Source organism: Micromonospora sp. CPCC 205558, from assembly GCF_036902955.1.
In the GTDB taxonomy this organism is placed as follows: Bacteria; Actinomycetota; Actinomycetes; order Mycobacteriales; family Micromonosporaceae; genus Micromonospora.
Window position 1 is genome coordinate 56689 of the sequence record NZ_JBAKHR010000032.1, and the last position, 17094, is coordinate 73782.

Sequence of the window (17094 nt, forward strand, 5' to 3'; positions counted from 1 at the left end):
TTTCCTCCGTCACGCCAGCACCGCCGGGACCGGCTCTGCCGCCTCCACCCGCTCCGGATAGGTGTCGGGACGGGCGGGGTCGAACAGCTCGTTGACCCAGAAGAGAGTGAAAAGTTCGTCCGATCCGGTATTCACAATTTTGTGGGCCCACATGGTCGGCATGTCCACCACCACAGGATCATCCCCGCTGACCTGGAACCGCACCACAGTGTCTTCGCTGACCCGACGCAGGCTGATCTCGGCGCTGCCGCGCAGCACCACGAACCGCTCCACCTTCGCCAGGTGGAAGTGCTCACCCCGGCCGATGCCGGGACGGGTGGTGGAGCAGAACGTCTGCCCGGCCGCCCCGTGCGCCCGTACCGCCTCGACCAGCTCACCGCGCGAGTCGACATGTCTGGGCAGCGGTAGCGGATAGTGGGACGGGAAGCACTGCGACCGGTAGGTGTTGAACAGTCGTACATCGTGTCGGTCGACCAGGCGCGGGATCTCGCCGTTGCGGTAGATGTCGGCGAAACCGGCCAAGCGGCTGGCGAGTTCGCGTACGCCGATCCGCAGCATCGGCATCGACGGGTCCCACGAGCCGCCCTCCGGGATCCCCAACAGGCGAGCCGCGGCATCGGTGACGTGCACCAACTCCATCTGCCGGTCCTCGTGCACCTGCGGCGACTGCCCGTCGGCGAGCAGCCGGCAGAACGTGGCCACCACCGAGTTGTAGTGCGGCCGGCCGTGCTCGCCGTACAGGTTCGGGAGGTGGACGTCGATCAGGTCGGGTCGGGCCGCCGCGACGGTGGCCGCGGCGACGGCCTTCGCATCGCCGTACGGGGTGCCGTTGCCCGCCTGCACCGAGTTGGCGAAGACGACCGCGCCCGGCGGTGTGACGCACCGGCGCAGCCCGCGAGCCAACGCGGCGGCAAGGTCGACGTTCGCGGTGGCCACCTCGACCGGATCGCCCCGATTGGCCCCGGCCAGGTGCAACACCCGGTCGACGCCGTCCAGCCGGGCGGCGAGCGCGGCCTCGTCGAACAGGTCCGCTCGGCTGATCACCACCGGCTCGGGCCAACCGAGCGCCCGGGCGAGAACGCGCACGTGCCAGCCGAGGAAGCCTCCGGCACCGGTGACCGCGATCCTCAGCACGAGAGCACCGGATCGCGCAGTGCCAGCTCGGCCCGAATCTCGGGCAGCGTCTGCAGCAGTTGCACAACCTGCGGTACGTCCAGCCGCCGCGCGTTGGCGGAGTTGAACTCTTCCGCCGGCTTCTCGCCCAACTCCCCCTCGGAGACGTAGAGGGCGTAGTTGAGGTCCCGGGCGTCGACCGGCACCCGGTAGAACTCGCCGAAGTCCTCGGCCTGTGCCAGCTCATCGCGGCTCGCGAGGGTTTCATGGGCCTTCTCGCCGTGCCGCACACCGATGGTCTCGATCTTCGACGGGGCGCCGAAGAGTTCACACACCGCCGTGGCGAGGTCCCCGACGGTGCTCGCAGCGGCCTTGCGGATGAAGATGTCCCCGGGCCGGGCGTGCTGGAACGCGTGCTCGACCAGGTCGACGGAGTCGGCCAGGGACATGAGGAAACGGGTCATCGTCGGGTCGGTCACCGTCGGGGCGCGGCCGGCCTTGATCTGCTCGACGAAGAGCGGGATCACCGAGCCGCGGGAGTACATCACGTTGCCGTACCGGACGCAGGAGACGACGGTACGACTACTCGGGTTGTTCCGGGCGTACGCCTGGGCGACCTTCTCCATCAGCGCCTTGCTCATCCCCATCGCGTTGATCGGGTGCACGGCCTTGTCCGTACTGAGCACCACGACCGAGCCGACCCCGTTGCGCTCCGCCGCTTCGATGACGTTGCTGCTGCCCAGGATGTTGGTGCGTACCGCCTCCAGCGGGAAGAACTCGCAGGAGGGCACCTGCTTGAGGGCGGCGGCGTGGAAGACGTAGTCGACGTCGCGGGTGGCTCGAAGCACCGAATCGGCGTCCCGGGTGTCGCCGACCAGGTAGCGCACCCGGTCGTCGCCGAGTTGCCGCCGCATGGCGTCCTGCTTGGCCTCGTCCCGGCTCAACACCCGGACCTCGCCGACGTCGCCGTCGAGCAGGCGACGGGTCATCGTCCGACCGAAGGATCCGGTACCGCCGGTGATCAAGACCCGGCAACCGGCAGGTACAGCGCTCACGAGAACTCCGTTCATGATCAGAAAGAAGTCCGGCAGTGGGGTCGCCGGACACTCGTTCGGGTCAACGAGCAATCACTCCAGGAGTCGTGGCGAAATTTGTATTTCGGACAAATCGCCAAGGGTTGGTCGCCACCCCGGGTCACGACAGCCGGTCCGGCGTCTCGCGGGCTGCCGGAGAGTCGAGCGCGGGGCGGCATCCGACTCCCGACTGCTCAGCGATCGGAGCGGCCGACGGTGGCGCGAGACCGGATGGCGCCGTCGGCAACGGGCAGCCGCGCCGTCACCCCGTGACCGGAGGGCTCGTCGATGAGCCCGTCCAGGAAGTCCCGCATCCGTTGACCCTGCACGGCGCGGCTGCGGGTCTGGACGACGAAGTCGCGTCCCGCCGCCCCGAGAGCCTCGGCCTCGCCCGCCGGCATTCCGAGCACCCGCTCGATCGCCGCACGCAGCCCCTCAGCCGAATCTGTCGGGGCGTAGACGAGGTACGGCCGGTAGTCGTCCGGGATGCCCGGCAGATCAGTCGACACCACCGGCACGCCGGTCGCCAGATATTCGATGGTCTTCGACGGAAACGAGTAAGGGACGAAGTACTGGCCGACGGGGCGGGGATTGACCAGCACCGCCGCGCCGGCAAGGCGGCTGCCGAGCCGGACCCGGTCGATCAGCGCCGGTGGGGCGATCCGCGGATCGGCGGACGCCTGCTCGTGGAGCCACGGCTCGAGTTCACCGCGACCGAAGACGGACAGCCTCAGGTCAGGGTCGGGCAGCCCACGGAACGCCTCCACCAGACGGTCCACACCGTACGCGCGGCTCAACCCGCCGGCATAGATGATCTCCCGGGTCCGGCTGGCTGCCTGCGGCTGGGGGCCGACCGCAGCCGGTGGGGTGCAGATGCCCTCCATGATGAGACGGGGACGCCCTGGGGCGAAGTCCTCGGCTAGCGGAAGCGTCAGGGCGATGACCCCCGAGCAGCGCTTCAGGGCCGCCCGGACCAGCGCCACATCGAGCCCGCGCAGCAGCCGCACCGCACGTCCCTCACCTGGCCGGCCCACTCCTGGTGGGTCGGTCAGGATCGGCACGACCGGGATTCGACGTCGACGGCCCAGCGCCCACCCACTCCAGAGGAACGGCGTGTGCACGCCGTGGACAAGAAGGACGTCGATCGGATCCCGTCGGGTGCAGCGGCCGCCGTGCCACCAGGCGGAGACAAACCGGCTGAGGTGCTTGATCCCCAGGACGTTCAGGAAGCCCAGTTGCTGGCCGTCGATCCCGCCCTGGTGGAAGGGGCCGGCGCGGAACCGGATCCGCCGGTTGCGCGGGTAGTTCGAAACCGGCGCGGCGGAGATCAGACGTACGGTGCAACCCGCGTCGCGCAGGGCGTTGACCACGGCCCAGGCGAAGGTGTGGGTCTGCGTGGCATGGGTGGTGTCGCCGGCCATCACCTGCTTCAACATGTCGTCAGGCAGGGTGAAACCGAGCAGCGCGACTTCGGTCGGACGACGGCCGACCCGGACCGGCTCAGGGCCGGCGTTGTACACCTGCATGTCCACTCCCGATGTTGGCGCGTCCGGCACGACCGCCTCGCAGCAATAACCCTCGGCGACGGCCGATGGTTATGCAGGCGAAGCGGTCACACCCCATCAGGAATGTGCCGCCTTTTCCATTTTGAACGGTTGCATGGCCTTATGGTGGTTTGACTGCGGCCATCAGGAAGGCGACGAATGGTGCACAGGACGACGACCGTGGCGACGCTCGCGACTGCCCCGGGATGGCTGCGATGACCGCGGTCCTGCCCGATCGGAGGGCGCCCCACACTCGCGCCCCATACTCGGCTGCGGCCCGGGCCACGACCGGCCGGGCCACCGGACGCCACCTGGCCAGAACAACACCCGCGTCCGGGGACCGATCGCTGTCGGGACGGCACGTTCCAGGGCTCGTGCTCGTCTGCGCGATCGCCTTCTGCACCCAGTACAACACCAGTGTCACCAACCACCTCGGCGCGGCCACAGCCCTGGTGGCCATCCTGGTGAGTTACCGGACGCCCCGGCTTTTCCCACCCGACCTGCTGGCCGCTGCCACGGGCTCATGGGCCTGCGTCACCCTGCTCTGGGCGGCCGACTTCGATGCCGCGCTCCGCATGGCCTACCTGTACGGGGCGGCGTGCGCCATGTTCATCGCCGTCCGCCACGTCGTCCACACCCGAGCCGCGTTCTTCGCCGTCGGCTACGCCTTCCTGGCCGGCTGCGTCGGCACCACCATCAAGCTGATGACCGACCCCGTGCCGAACTCGTTTCAGGTTCGCGACTCCGTGATGGACTTCTCGATCCGGTACGGCATCGAGGGAGTCAACTACAACTACACCGCGTACAGTCTGGCGGCCGGCGTCGCAGTCGCCGCCGTACTGTTGCTGCTGGGTCCCTCGACCAAGGTCGAGTGGATCGGCATCCTCGCCGCAGCGGCCGTCCTGTTCTGGGGGGTGCTCCTCACCGGGACACGGGGAGCGCTGATCGCGGTGCTGGTCGGTGCCGCTTACCTGCTGCTGAGCATGGTGGCCGCACGGTTGGCGCGGGCGCTGGCTGTCGCCACGGTGCCCGTCGCCCTGATCCTGGTGCCGCTCGGCCTCTACCGCGTGCTCTCCTCCGAGATGCTCTGGCTCGACGGCGCCTTCGCGGGCCGGGCCACCGGTGACCTTTCCGGGAGGCTGTACATCTGGCCGTACGCGTTGTCGCACTGGGCCGAGTCACCACTGCTCGGCATCGGTCCCGGCATGCTGACCGCCACCGGCGACCTGGGGCTGGGAGCGCACAACCTCCTGTTGAGCGTGGGCAACGACCTGGGGCTGATCGGTGTCGTCCTCTACGCCGGGATACTCACGTTCGCGCTGGCCGGCCCCTTCCGGCACCCCTCCCCCGCCTGCCTCCGCGTGGCGGGCGTCTTCCTGATCACCCAGGCGCCGATCTGGCTGACCGGCCACTGGGAGGTTTCACCGGTGTGCTTCGTGGCCCTCGCGCTCGTGTCCGTCGCGCCCGTGGCGGTACGGCCTTCGACGTCCGGCACCCGCCGGAGGAGTGTGCCGCGGCACAGCGCCGCGCGGGCCGGACAGCTCGGATCCTGGCGACACACGGTCACGCGGCCCTGAGCGGTCAGTTACCTCGCTCCCATCGACCGATTGACATCGATCACGCTGCACCGAGAGGCTCGCGCCTACAGGTCCTTCACTCAAGGAGGCGCGATGAGACCGAGACGACTGGCGATCGCCGGCGTGGTCACCCTGCTCGGCGCACTGGCACTCAGCCCACCGGCCAGCGCGCGGCCACCGTCCGACCCGGGCGCCCGCGACGGCCTTGAGGTGTACGTCGGCACGGTCGACGCGAAACAGCGGGAGCAGCTGCGCGCGGCGGGGGTCGACCTCGGCCACGACGCGAAGACGGACTCGTCCGGCCGGACGACTGTCGAGACGGTGCTCAGCCGACGGCAGGCGAAGCGGTTGACCGACAAGGGCGTACCCCTGTCGGTGAAGAAGGTTCGCGGCAAGGACGCGTCGCAGGCTCTGCGGGAGCAGGCCGCGGCCGGCTGGACGAGTTTCCGTCCCTACGGTGAGCCGGGCGGCCTGCGCGACGAGCTGAACGCGACCGCGGCCCGGTATCCGAAGCTGACCAAGGTGCAGACGATCGGTCGCAGCCAGCAGGGGCAGCCGATCGTCGCGGTGAAGGTCACCAAGAACGCGCGGAGCGTCGCCGACGGCCAGCGACCGGCGGTGCTCTACGCCGGTGCGCAGCACGCCCGCGAGTGGATCACGCCGGAGATGACCCGCCGGCTGATGCATCACGTCCTCGACAGCTACGGCACCGACCCGGAGATCACCCGACTCCTGAACACGACCGAGCTGTGGTTCCTGCCGGTCTCCAACCCGGATGGCTACGACTTCACGTTCACCCCCGGTAACCGCTTGTGGCGCAAGAACCTGCGCGACAACAACGGAGACGGGCAGATCGGCTCCGGCGACGGCGTCGACCTGAACCGCAACTTCCGCTACAAGTGGGGATACGACAACGAGGGCTCGTCGCCGGAGCCGAACAGCGAGACCTACCGGGGCCCGGGCCCCAACTCGGAGCCGGAGACGGTGGCCCTGGACCGGCTCTTCAAGCGGGTCGGGTTCGAGTTCTTCGTCAACTACCACTCGGCGGCCGAGCTGCTGCTCTACGGCATCGGCTGGCAGGTAAGCACCCCCAGCCCGGACGACGTGATCTACCAGGCGATGGCCGGTGACGACGCACACCCGGCGGTGCCCGGCTACGACCCGGACATCTCCGCCGAGCTGTACACCACCAACGGGGACACCGACAGTCACGCCACCGTCAAGTACGGCACGCTGGGCTTCACCCCGGAGATGTCCACCTGCGAGGCCGCCTCGGCCGTCGACCCGGACGACCAGTGGCGCCCGGAGGACTGCGTCAGCGGCTTCATCTTCCCCGACGACGAGGCACTGATCGCGGGTGAGGTGGGCAAGAACCTACCGTTCGCGCTGGCCGTGGCCCGGTCCGCCGCGGACCCGGACGACCCGGTCTCGGTGGTCGGTCGAAGCACCCCGGACTTCGTGGTGGACGCGTTCGACACCTCGTACGGGCGTACCCAGCAGGTCGCCTCGATCACGAGGCGGGCGCTGAAGAACGTGAAGATGCACTACACGGTCAACGGCGGGCGGCCGAAGACGGTCGCGGTCCGCGAGTGGCGCGGCGGCGAGCGGTACGGCGACACGCACGACGACTATTACGCCGAACTACGGGGCAAGGTCAGCGGCGCGAAGCCGGGCGACCGGGTGGAGGTCTGGTTCACCGGTAACAAGCCGCGTGCCGGGGTGGTGGCCAGCGAACACTTCACCTACCGGGTGCACAACGACATCGGCGGTGACGTGCTGGTCCTCGCGACGGAGGACGTCACCGGCCTCAGCCCGGCGCAGACCGGCACCACCGCGAAGTACGCCGACGAGGTCGCGGCGTCGCTGAGCGCCGCCGGGCGCAGCAGCGACGTGTACGACTTCGACGCCATGGGTCGCAAGGCGCCGCACCCGCTCGGCGTGCTGTCGCACTACAAGGCGGTGGTCTGGGAGACCGGCGACGACGTGATCATGCGTTCCCCCGGTCAGGTGCCCGGCACGACGGCCAGGGCGGCGTTGGAGACCGAGCTGGCCGTTCGGGACTACCTCAACGAGGGCGGCAAACTGCTGGTCAGCGGCCAGTACGCGTTGTTCGCGCAGGGCGCCAACGGGTCGTACGTCTATCACCCGGACGCGCCACCGGAGTGCACCGACGCCGAGTCCGCCAGCTGTCTGCCGCTGTTGAACGACTTCCAGCAGTACTGGCTGGGCGCGCACACCTACGTCAGCGACGGCGGAACCAGCCCGGCGGGCGAGCCGTACCCGGTCGTCGGGACCGACGCGGCGTTCACCGGCTTCAACGGGCAGCTGAACGCTGCCGGCTCGGCGGAGAACCAGGCGCACACCGCGTCGTTCCTGACCACGTCGAGCTTCCTGCCGCCGGACGAGTTCCCGCAGTTCGCCAGTTCCGCCCCGGTGGGCTGGACCCGACCGGGCGGTGCGCCGTTCGATCCGCACACCGGCGAGTGGTACCTGTACAGCGGGCAGACCGACGAGTCGTACAAGCGGCTCACGCGCACGGTGGACCTCACCGGGGCGAGCAGCGCCGAGTTGCGCTTCTTCACCTCGTACGAGATCGAGCAGGACTGGGACTTCATGTTCGTCGAGGCGCACGAGGTGGGTAGCGACGACTGGACGACCCTGCCGGACGCGAACGGCAAGACCGGCACGGTCACCGGGGACAGCTGCGCCGAAGGTTGGGTGGAGCAGTTGCACCCGTTCCTCGCGCACTACCAGGGCGCGGACTGCTCCCCCACCGGGAGCACCGGCAGCTGGAACGCGGCGACCGGGTCGTCGGGGGGCTGGAAGGAGTTCGTGGTCGACCTGTCGGGCTACGCCGGCAAGCAGGTCGAGGTGTCGATCACGTACGCCTCGGACTGGGGGACCCAGGGTCTCGGCGTCTTCCTGGACGACGCCCGGGTGCTGGTCGACGGGTCGACAGTGGCGGAGACCTCGTTCGAGTCGGCCGACCTGGGTGGCTGGACGGTGGCCGGCCCACCGCCCGGCTCCGCGGGCAACGCCAACGACTGGTCGCGCAGCCAGCAGGCGTTCGAGGAGGGCTCGGTGGTGGTCACCGGGGACACGGTGTATCTGGGCTTCGGGTTGGAGGGTCTGCCTCCGGCGGCCCGCGATGACCTGGTCGCCCGCTCGCTGACCCACCTCACCGGGCAGCCCCGCCCCTGATGGCGGCGAAGTGCGCCGACGGTCCGCGGGCCGTCGGCGCACCTTCGGTGTACGCCGGGTGCGGGTGCCGCCGATGTGGTGAGCTGTACGGGTGTCGGGGCTGGGACTTGTGCTGCACCCCACCCGGGATGTCACCGAGGTGGTCGGGATCATCGAACGGTGGGCGACGCGTCACCACAAGACGCTGATGGTGCGCGAGGAGGACCAGCACCGCGTCCCGTCCTGCGTCGAGCCGGTGCCGGCGGACGAGGTGGCGACCCGCGCCGACGCGTTGATCAGCATCGGCGGTGACGGCACCATGCTGGGCGCGCTGCGCTCTGCCATCCGCGACCCCAAGCCGGTGCTCGGCGTACACCTGGGTCGTCTGGGGTTTCTCGTCGAGATCGAACCGCCGGAGTTACCAGAGGCGCTGAGCCGGCTGCTGTCGAAGGACTTCACCGTCGAGTCGCACGCCTGCCTCGCCTGTGACGTCTGCGGTGACGACATCGTGGCGTTCAACGACATCGCGCTGGTCCGCCAGCCCGGCGCCGGCTTCGTCAGCGTCACGCTCGCCATCGACGGCCAGCAGTACGGGTACTACCGCAGCGACGCCGTGGTGGTCAGCACTCCGATCGGCTCGACGGCGTACAGCTACGCCGCCGGTGGTCCGCTGATCTCCCCGGCGGCGGACTCGGTGGTGATCACGCCGGCGGCGCCGATGGCCGGCATCTCCCGGGCGGTGGTGCTCTCTCCGGACGAGAAGATCCGGTTGGAGCTACAGCCCAACTCGTCGCCGGTCGTCGTGGAGATGGACGGGCTGGTGTTCCGCGACGCGGCGACGGAGGGGACGGTGGACATCTCGTACCGCCGCGATGCCGGTCTGGTGGTCCGCTTCGACCCGTTGCGCTACCAGGAGCGCAACCAGTTGAAGATGACGCTGCTCGACCTGCCGTTCCTCCCCGAGCAACTCCGCGAACTACTCCCCGAAGAGCTGCGCCGACGCGGCCAGCACCTACCGTCCCCCGCCGACCCCCCACCCTGCTAAAGAACCCCACCCCAGGCCCCCACCCCCAGGCCCTCACCCCCAGCCCCAGCCCCAGCCCCAGCCCCAGCCCCAGCTCCGGTTGATCATGAAGTTATTGCCACGACACGCCGCGCGGGATGGCAATAACTTCATGATCGACTGGCGAGGGGCGGGACGCCCCGGGGGGTGCGCAGGGGGGTGGGAGGTGGGGGGTTATGCCTGGGTTAGGGCTTGGTCTACCAGGGTTTTGGCTTCTTCCTGGATCTTCTTCAGGTGGTCGGGGCCCTGGAAGGACTCGGCGTAGATCTTGTAGACGTCTTCCGTGCCCGAGGGCCTTGCGGCGAACCAGCCGGATTCGGTGCTGACCTTGAGGCCACCGATCGGTGCGTTGTTGCCGGGGGCGGTGGTCAGCGTCGCGGTGATCGGCTCACCGGCGAGCTCCGTGGCGGTGACCTGGTCCGGGGAGAGCTTGCCCAGCACAGCCTTCTGCTCCCGGGTGGCCGGGGCGTCGATCCGGGCGTACGCGGGAGCGCCGAAGCGCTCGGCCAACTCCGCCCAGTGCTCGCTCGGGCTGCGGCCGGTGGTGGCCTGGATCTCGGCGGCGAGCAGACAGAGCAGCAGGCCGTCCTTGTCGGTGGTCCAGGTCGAGCCGTCACGGCGCAGGAACGACGCCCCGGCGCTCTCCTCACCGCCGAAGCCGACCGCACCGTCGAGCAGGCCGGGCACGAACCACTTGAAGCCGACCGGCACCTCCAACAGCGGCCGACCCAGGTCAGCGGCGACCCGGTCGATCATCGACGAGGAGACCAGGGTCTTGCCCACCGCGGCGGCCGGACCCCACTCGGTGCGGGTGCGGAACAGGTGACGAATCGCCACCGCCAGGTAGTGGTTGGGGTTCATCAGCCCGGCGTCGGGGGTGACGATGCCGTGCCGGTCGGCGTCGGCGTCGTTGCCGGTGGAGATCTGGTAGTCGGCGCGCGCGGCGATCAGTGACGCCATCGCGTTCGGCGAGGAGCAGTCCATCCGGATCTTGCCGTCGCCGTCCAGGGTCATGAACCGCCAGGTCGGGTCCACCGTCGGGTTGACCACTGTCAGGTCCAGCCGGTGCCTCTCGGCGATCTCACCCCAGTACGCCACGCTCGCCCCGCCCAACGGGTCCGCGCCGATCCGGATCCCGGCGTCGCGGATGGCGTCGATGTCGATCGCCGCCGGCAGGTCGTCGACGTAGTTGGCGAGGAAGTCGTACTCCCCGGTGGTGTCGGCGGCCCGGGCCCGCGCGTAGGTGATCCGGCGGACCTCCTTGAGCCCGGCGGCGAGGATGGCGTTGGCCCGGTCCTGGATCCACCGGGTGACGTCGGTGTCGGCCGGCCCCCCGTTGGTGGGGTTGTACTTGAAACCGCCGTCGTCGGGCGGGTTGTGCGACGGGGTGATCACGATGCCGTCGGCGAGCCCGCTGGTCCGCCCCCGGTTGTGGGTGAGGATCGCGTGCGACAGCGCCGGGGTGGGGGTGTAGCCGTCGCGGCTGTCCACCAGCACGGTGACCCCGTTGGCGGCGAGCACCTCCAGGGCGTCCACCGCGGCCGGCGCGGAGAGGGCGTGGGTGTCGCGGGCGAGGAAGAGCGGGCCGTCCAACCCCTGCTCGCGTCGGTAGTCGCAGAGCGCCTGGGTGACCGCCAGGATGTGGTCGGAGTTGAACGCGTTGCGCAGGCTGGAGCCGCGGTGGCCGGAGGTGCCGAAGGAGACCTGCTGGGCCGGGTCCGCTGGGTCCGGATGCTCGGCGTAGTAGGCGGTCACCAGGCGCGGCACGTCGATCAGGTCGGCGGGCTCGGCGGGCTGGCCGGCACGGGGGTGGGTCACTGCGGGATCCTCCTCGGGGAGTGCGGCTCGGTCACGGCACGACCTTCTGGCCCTTGCCGATCACCACGATGCCGTTGTCGGAGACGGTGTAGCGCTGCCGATCCTTCTCCAGGTCGACGCCGATCTCGACGCCCTCCGGGACGAACACGTTCTTGTCCAGGATGGCCCGCCGGATCACCGCGTGCCGGCCGATCTCCACACCCTCCATCAACACCGAGCCCTCGACGTGCGCCCAGGAGTGCACCCGCACCTTCGGCGAGACGATCGAGTTCTCCACCAGCGAGCCGGAGATCACCACACCGGGGGAGACCATCGAGCCGACCGCCCGGCCAACCCGCTCACCCCACTGGTGGACGAACTTCGCCGGCGGCCACGGCGGCTGCTCGGTGTAGATCGGCCAGTCGAAGTTGTACATGTTGAAGACGGGGTGCACGTTGATCAGATCCATGTGCGCGTCGTAGAACGAGTCGAGCGTTCCCACGTCCCGCCAGTAGCCGCGGTCGCGGTCGGTGCTGCCCGGCACCTCGTTGTCGCGGAAGTCGTAGACGTTGGCCTCGCCGCGCTCGACGAGCATCGGGATGATGCTGCCGCCCATGTCGTGCTTGCTGGTCTTGTCTTCGGCGTCGCGCTCGACGGCCTCGCAGAGCGCCCGGGTGGTGAAGACGTAGTTGCCCATCGAGGCGTAGATCTCGTCCGGTGCGTCGGGCAGGCCGACCGCGTCGGTGGGCTTCTCGCGGAACGCCCGGATCCGCTTGCCGTCCTCGCCGACCTCGATGACGCCGAACTGGTCGGCCATCGACAGCGGCTGGCGGATGCCGGCGACGGTCACCGCCGCGCCGGAGGCGATGTGGTCCTCCACCATCTGCCGTGGGTCCATCCGGTAGATGTGGTCGGCACCGAAAACGATCACGTAGTCGGGCTGCTCGTCGTTGATCAGGTTGAAGCTCTGGTAGATGGCGTCGGCCGAGCCGGCGAACCACCACGGGCCACGACGTTGCTGTGCGGGCACGGGGGTGACGTAGTTGCCGAGCAGCGTGGACATCCGCCAGGTCTTGGTGATGTGCCGGTCGAGGGAGTGGGACTTGTACTGGGTCAGCACGACGATCTTGAGATAGCCGGCGTTGGCCAGGTTGGAGAGGACGAAGTCGACCATGCGGTACATCCCGCCGAACGGGACGGCCGGCTTGGCCCGGTCCGTGGTGAGTGGCATCAGGCGCTTGCCCTCCCCACCCGCCAGGACGATCGCGAGCACCTTGGCAGCCATGCCCCGACGCTATCCACCCGCGTCCCACTTCACCACTCGTACGGGGACTCTTCTGCACTAGGGTGCGGGGTCATGACGGAACCCACTCCCCTGCGCGTCGATCTGCTCACCCGCGAGTACCCGCCGGAGGTCTACGGCGGCGCGGGCGTGCACGTCGAGTACCTGGCTCGGGAGTTGCGCCGCCACACCGACGTACGCGTGCACTGCTTCGGCCTGCCGCGCACCGAGCCGGGCGTCACCGCGTACGCCGAACCGCCCGGCCTGACCGGCGCGAACGCCGCGCTGCGCACCATGGGCGTGGATCTGGAGATGGCCGCCGGCACGGCCGGCACCGATGTGGTGCACAGCCACACCTGGTACGCGAACCTGGCCGGTCACACCGCGAAGCTGCTGCACGGGGTGCCGCACGTGGTGACCGCGCACAGCCTTGAGCCGCTGCGGCCGTGGAAGGCCGAGCAGCTCGGCGGCGGTTACGCGCTCTCCTCCTGGATCGAGCGCACCGCGTACGAGGCGGCCGACGCGATCATCGCGGTCAGCGGGGGAATGCGTAACGACGTGCTCACCGCGTACCCGCAGATCGACCCGGACCGGGTCCGGGTGGTCTACAACGGCATCGACACCGTCCAGTACGCCCCGGACCCCGGCACCGACGTGCTCGACCGGCTCGGCATCGACCCGGCCCGACCCAGCGTCGTCTACGTGGGAAGGATCACCCGGCAGAAGGGCCTGCCCTACCTGCTGCGCGCCGCCCGGGAGTTGCCGGCCGACACCCAACTGGTGCTGCTCGCCGGCGCGCCGGACACGGCCGAGATCGCCGCCGAGGTGGAGGAGCTGGTCGCCGAGCTGCGGGCCAACCGGTCCGGGGTGGTCTGGGTGGCCGAGATGCTGCCCAAGCCCGAGGTGATCCAGGTGCTCACCCACGCCACCGTCTTCGCCTGCCCGTCGATCTACGAGCCGATGGGCATCGTCAACCTGGAGGCGATGGCCTGCGAGACGGCGGTGGTGGCGACCGCCACCGGCGGCATCCCCGAGGTCGTGGCCGACGACGAGACGGGCCTGCTGGTGCCGATCGAGCAGGTCACCGACGGGTCGGGGACCCCGTTGGAGCCGGAGAAGTTCGTCGCCGACCTGGCGTCGGCGATCAACACGCTGCTCGCCGACCCGGCGCGCACCGAGCGGTTCGGTCAGGCGGGTCGGCGACGGGCCGTCGAGCACTTCTCCTGGGACGCGGTGGCCCGGCAGACCCTGGAGGTCTACCGCTCGGTCGGGGCGACGGGCTAGCGCTCAGCGACCTGTCCGACGCCACAGCAGGTACCCGGCACCCAGGACGACGACGGCGACCACGACGTTCACTGGCGTCGGCCAGGGGCCGCGCTGTGGACGGCCGGCGTCGCGGACGGTCAGCTCGGGCAGCAGGCCGGCAGCCAGGTGCAGGTCGAGGACCTCGCAGTTCTGCATGCCCAACTCGCAGGTACGGGCGGTGTCAAAGCGGGACAGCGTCCGTCGGGTACCGGTGCCGAGTTGCACCTCGGCCAGGGCCAGGTGACCCGAGGAGTCACTTGTCGCGACGACCATCGTGTCCGCCGAGCGCCAGCCCAGCAGCCGCACGACGTCCTGGACCGCCGACGGTGGTGTGCGGGCGTCCGTGACGGGCAGAAAGTCGACGTCGCCGACCTTCCACAGGAAGGTGCCGTGACGGCCGGTGTCTCCGCCGGTGGTGCCGTTGAACGGTCCATCCGTGATCCACTGCTCGGTGGCAAGGAACCGGCCGTCCGGCGACCAGCCGACCTCGGCCGCCAGTTCGCGTCCGGCCGGGATCTGGACCTTGCCGTACTCGCGCCCGTCCAGATCGACGAGGTGGGCCGTCTGGCCGACCTGCACGGCCAGGCGGCGGCTGTCCGGCGCGAACGCCGCCGTCCACGCCGGTTTGATCGTCGGCACCTCGGTGCGGCGTCCGGTCGACAGGTCGAGCAGCCAGAGCGTGCCGGTGCGGGCCACCTCGGCTTCGACGACGTTGACGCTGCCGAACTCGCCGGAGTTGGTGAGCGGCGCCGCGCTGTACGCGACGTGACCGCCGTCGGGGGACCACGCCAGCAGCCGCACGCCGACCGCTTCGCCGAGCGGGAGGGATCGACGCCTCCCGGTGGTCAGATCCTCGAGGATCAGGTCGTCGGTCGCACCGCGGTCGTCGCCGAGCAGCACGTGAGTGCCGTCCGGGGCGAGGAGCGCCGAGGGGCGGTTGCGCTGCTCACTGGCGTCGACCCGCCGATAGGTGTTTCCGTCGGCCCCGACGACCAGTGACTGGAACATGTTGAACGTCTCGCCGTTGCCGTAGCCGTAGAGGGCGATCGCGCGGCCGGGCGGAGCCTTCGCGACGGTGCTGGTGAGTAGGGAATAGCCGGCGAGACGGTCCGGCAGGCTCGGCCTGGTCGACGGGGCCGCTGGCTGGACGGAACCCTGCACACCGGGCACGAGCAGGACGGCCAGGACCAGCACGGCGACCACCCACACCGAGGCGACGCCGAGCCGGCGGCGTCGAACCGAGCGGCGGGCCCGGGTGAGCACGCCGTCCAGGTAACCGGGCGACAACGGCGGCGGATCGTCCGGCAGGGTGGCGAACAGTTCTCTCATGGCGTGTCCGACCCCTCCGGCTCGTAGTTCGGCAGAAGGCGGCGCAACGCCGCGATGGCGTACGAGGTCTGGCTCTTGACGGTGCCGGTCGAGCAGCCCAGCGCCACCGCGGTCTGCGCGACGTCGAGGTCCTCCCAGTAGCGCAGGACCAGCACCGCGCGCTGTCCACGGGACAGTTTCGTCAGCGCCGCCAGCAGGTCGATGCGGTGTTCGGCGCCGGCGAGCGGCGGCGTCGCGGGCCCGATCACATCGGCCACCGGCCGTACCCGGCGTGTCCAGGACCGTTCCCGCTCGGCCAGGTAGGTGTGGACCAGCATCACCCGGACGTAGCCGTCCACGGAGTCCGCCTCCGATGCCCTACGCCAGTGCCGGTACAACGCGACGAGGCACTCCTGCACCAGGTCGTCGGCGGCCGACCACTGCCCGCACAGCCGGTACGCCAGTCGTCGCAGCCACGGCATGCGTGCCTGCACGTACTCGACGTACTCTCGTTCATTGCGCAATCCGGCCTCCCGAAACACTAGGAGTGGTCCCGGACCCGTTTTGGTTGTGGCAGCTCGCGCGTGAATTCGAGTCGTGACTGCGGCCGATCCGGTCGGGCTGAGCCGCGCGCCGCGACACCCACTTCAGATCGCCGTGCCGGGCGGGGACTTGAGCAGCGAAGCCGCCTCGGCACGATAGCCACCCTGCCCGGTGCGCAGGGCGCTGGCCGCCAGCCGAATCAGATCGATGTTGACCCCGGCGGCACCGCTCGGATCGTGCACCGTCAGTTTCACGTCGAGGCTCACGGCCGTCCCGCCCCAGCCCTGCGCCTCAAGGTTGAGGTGCGCCACCTTCTGCGATTTCAGCTGCGACAGGTAGCCGAGTGGAGCCACCTGCACCTTGTCGGCAGCCGATAGCGCGTTGAGCTTGGACTGCGCCTTGGTGTTGGGGTTCTCGACCAGGTTGCGGAAGTCCTCGGTGCCGCCCAGGTTGACCTGGTAGGAGCTGACCAGGGTGAGGCCCCGCTCCGCCAGGAGCCGCAGCAGCGCGTTGTGCAGCACCGAGGTGCCGAACTGGCTGGCCAGGTCGTCGCCGATCAGCGGCAGCCCGGCCGCCTCGAACCTGTCCAGCAGCCGGGGATCGCGGGCGACCGGGTCGGAAGTGGTGTTGATGAAGGCGACGCCCGCCGTGTGGGCCGCCTCGGCGTACGCCAGGGCGGTCTCCGGCCGGCCACTGGGCGCCGAGTAGAGCACCACCTCCGCCCCGGCCAGCGCCGCCGCCACCCGCGGCACCTCGCTCGCGTCGGCGAGGCCCTTCGTGACGGGCACACCCGCGCTGGGCAGGTCGCAGTCCAGCCGGGGGTAGTTGTTCGGCGGCAGGAAGATCGCCTCGGTCAGGTCCCGCCCGATCTTCTCCGCGGAGGTGGCGAACGCCGCCACGATGTCGATGTCCCCCACGCCGAGCCCGTCGATCACCGGTCGACGGATGCCGACCAGGCTGCCGCTGTCGTGGTGGAGAGCAAGCCCCTGCACCAGAGCTGAGGTGTTGTTACCGACGCCGACAACGGCGACCTTCACCCGTTTGATCATGGCGGAAGGCTATGTCACCTCCGGTTCGGCGGTCCGTCCCCACGGGATCCTGCAACGGGCCGGACACTCTCGTACGTCTGTTCTAGTCTCTGCCTGTGATCGATGCGTTGGAGCAGGCCGAGGCCGCTGTCGTGGCCTGCTTCGACACGCCTGTCTGGGCCGCAGGTGAGCGTGACGTCGTCGCGGCACTCGACGCGGCGCACCGGCTCGAGCAACGCCTGGCCGCGGTCAAGCTCGCCCTCGTGCGCGAGCTGGATGGT

General features: G+C 69.8%; 12 protein-coding genes. 4 read left to right on the plus strand and 8 right to left on the minus strand.

The window, feature by feature from the left end; all coding sequences use genetic code 11:
* Positions 1–9 precede the first annotated feature (9 nt).
* The 3 genes from V6U86_RS28085 to V6U86_RS28095 form a co-directional block, all read right to left on the minus strand.
* Entirely contained in the window at positions 10–1134 is a 1125-nt protein-coding gene (locus tag V6U86_RS28085) for a polysaccharide biosynthesis C-terminal domain-containing protein (RefSeq protein ID WP_334508397.1), read from the minus strand.
* The gene (locus V6U86_RS28090) at positions 1128–2183 is read right to left on the minus strand and encodes a polysaccharide biosynthesis protein (protein WP_334508399.1); all 1056 of its coding nucleotides are present in this window, start codon (positions 2181–2183) and stop codon (positions 1128–1130) included. Before V6U86_RS28090 ends, V6U86_RS28085 begins: the two co-directional genes overlap by 7 nt.
* Before the next feature lie 197 nt (positions 2184–2380).
* Entirely contained in the window at positions 2381–3712 is a 1332-nt protein-coding gene (locus V6U86_RS28095) for a glycosyltransferase (RefSeq protein WP_334508401.1), read from the minus strand.
* Positions 3713–4104: 392 nt separating this feature from the next.
* Here V6U86_RS28095 and V6U86_RS28100 point away from each other — a divergent pair, with 392 nt between their 5' ends.
* The 3 genes from V6U86_RS28100 to V6U86_RS28110 all read left to right on the plus strand — a co-directional run bounded on the left by V6U86_RS28100 (position 4105) and on the right by V6U86_RS28110 (position 9532).
* Positions 4105–5307, plus strand: a complete 1203-nt coding sequence (locus tag V6U86_RS28100; protein ID WP_334508403.1) for an O-antigen ligase family protein — start codon at positions 4105–4107, stop codon at positions 5305–5307.
* Between the two features lie 93 nt (positions 5308–5400).
* Complete coding sequence (locus V6U86_RS28105) at positions 5401–8508, plus strand: M14 family metallopeptidase (RefSeq protein WP_334508405.1); 3108 nt, start codon at positions 5401–5403, stop codon at positions 8506–8508.
* A gap of 100 nt (positions 8509–8608) precedes the next feature.
* On the plus strand, positions 8609–9532 hold the full coding sequence (locus V6U86_RS28110) for an NAD(+)/NADH kinase (protein ID WP_442935020.1): 924 nt from the start codon (positions 8609–8611) through the stop codon (positions 9530–9532).
* A gap of 192 nt (positions 9533–9724) precedes the next feature.
* Here the strand turns inward: V6U86_RS28110 and pgm are convergent, their stop codons facing one another.
* Both pgm and glgC read right to left on the minus strand, forming a co-directional pair.
* Complete coding sequence (pgm, locus tag V6U86_RS28115) at positions 9725–11368, minus strand: phosphoglucomutase (alpha-D-glucose-1,6-bisphosphate-dependent) (protein WP_334508409.1); 1644 nt, start codon at positions 11366–11368, stop codon at positions 9725–9727.
* A 31-nt stretch (positions 11369–11399) separates the two neighbouring features.
* A complete protein-coding gene (glgC, locus tag V6U86_RS28120) occupies positions 11400–12632 on the minus strand; it encodes a glucose-1-phosphate adenylyltransferase (protein WP_030335777.1) in 1233 nt (410 codons plus the stop codon).
* Positions 12633–12704: 72 nt separating this feature from the next.
* Here glgC and glgA point away from each other — a divergent pair, with 72 nt between their 5' ends.
* The gene (gene glgA / locus V6U86_RS28125; RefSeq protein ID WP_334508412.1) at positions 12705–13913 is read left to right on the plus strand and encodes a glycogen synthase; all 1209 of its coding nucleotides are present in this window, start codon (positions 12705–12707) and stop codon (positions 13911–13913) included.
* 3 nt (positions 13914–13916) lie between these two features.
* Here the strand turns inward: glgA and V6U86_RS28130 are convergent, their stop codons facing one another.
* From V6U86_RS28130 to V6U86_RS28140, 3 genes are all read right to left on the minus strand, one after another.
* The gene (locus V6U86_RS28130) at positions 13917–15263 is read right to left on the minus strand and encodes a hypothetical protein (RefSeq protein WP_334508415.1); all 1347 of its coding nucleotides are present in this window, start codon (positions 15261–15263) and stop codon (positions 13917–13919) included.
* Positions 15260–15766, minus strand: a complete 507-nt coding sequence (locus tag V6U86_RS28135) for a SigE family RNA polymerase sigma factor (RefSeq protein ID WP_334508417.1) — start codon at positions 15764–15766, stop codon at positions 15260–15262. The genes V6U86_RS28130 and V6U86_RS28135 overlap by 4 nt, the downstream gene beginning before the upstream one ends.
* A gap of 123 nt (positions 15767–15889) precedes the next feature.
* Positions 15890–16834, minus strand: coding sequence for an inositol-3-phosphate synthase (locus V6U86_RS28140; protein ID WP_334508418.1), 945 nt, complete (start codon positions 16832–16834; stop codon positions 15890–15892).
* Between the last annotated feature and the right edge of the window lie 260 nt (positions 16835–17094).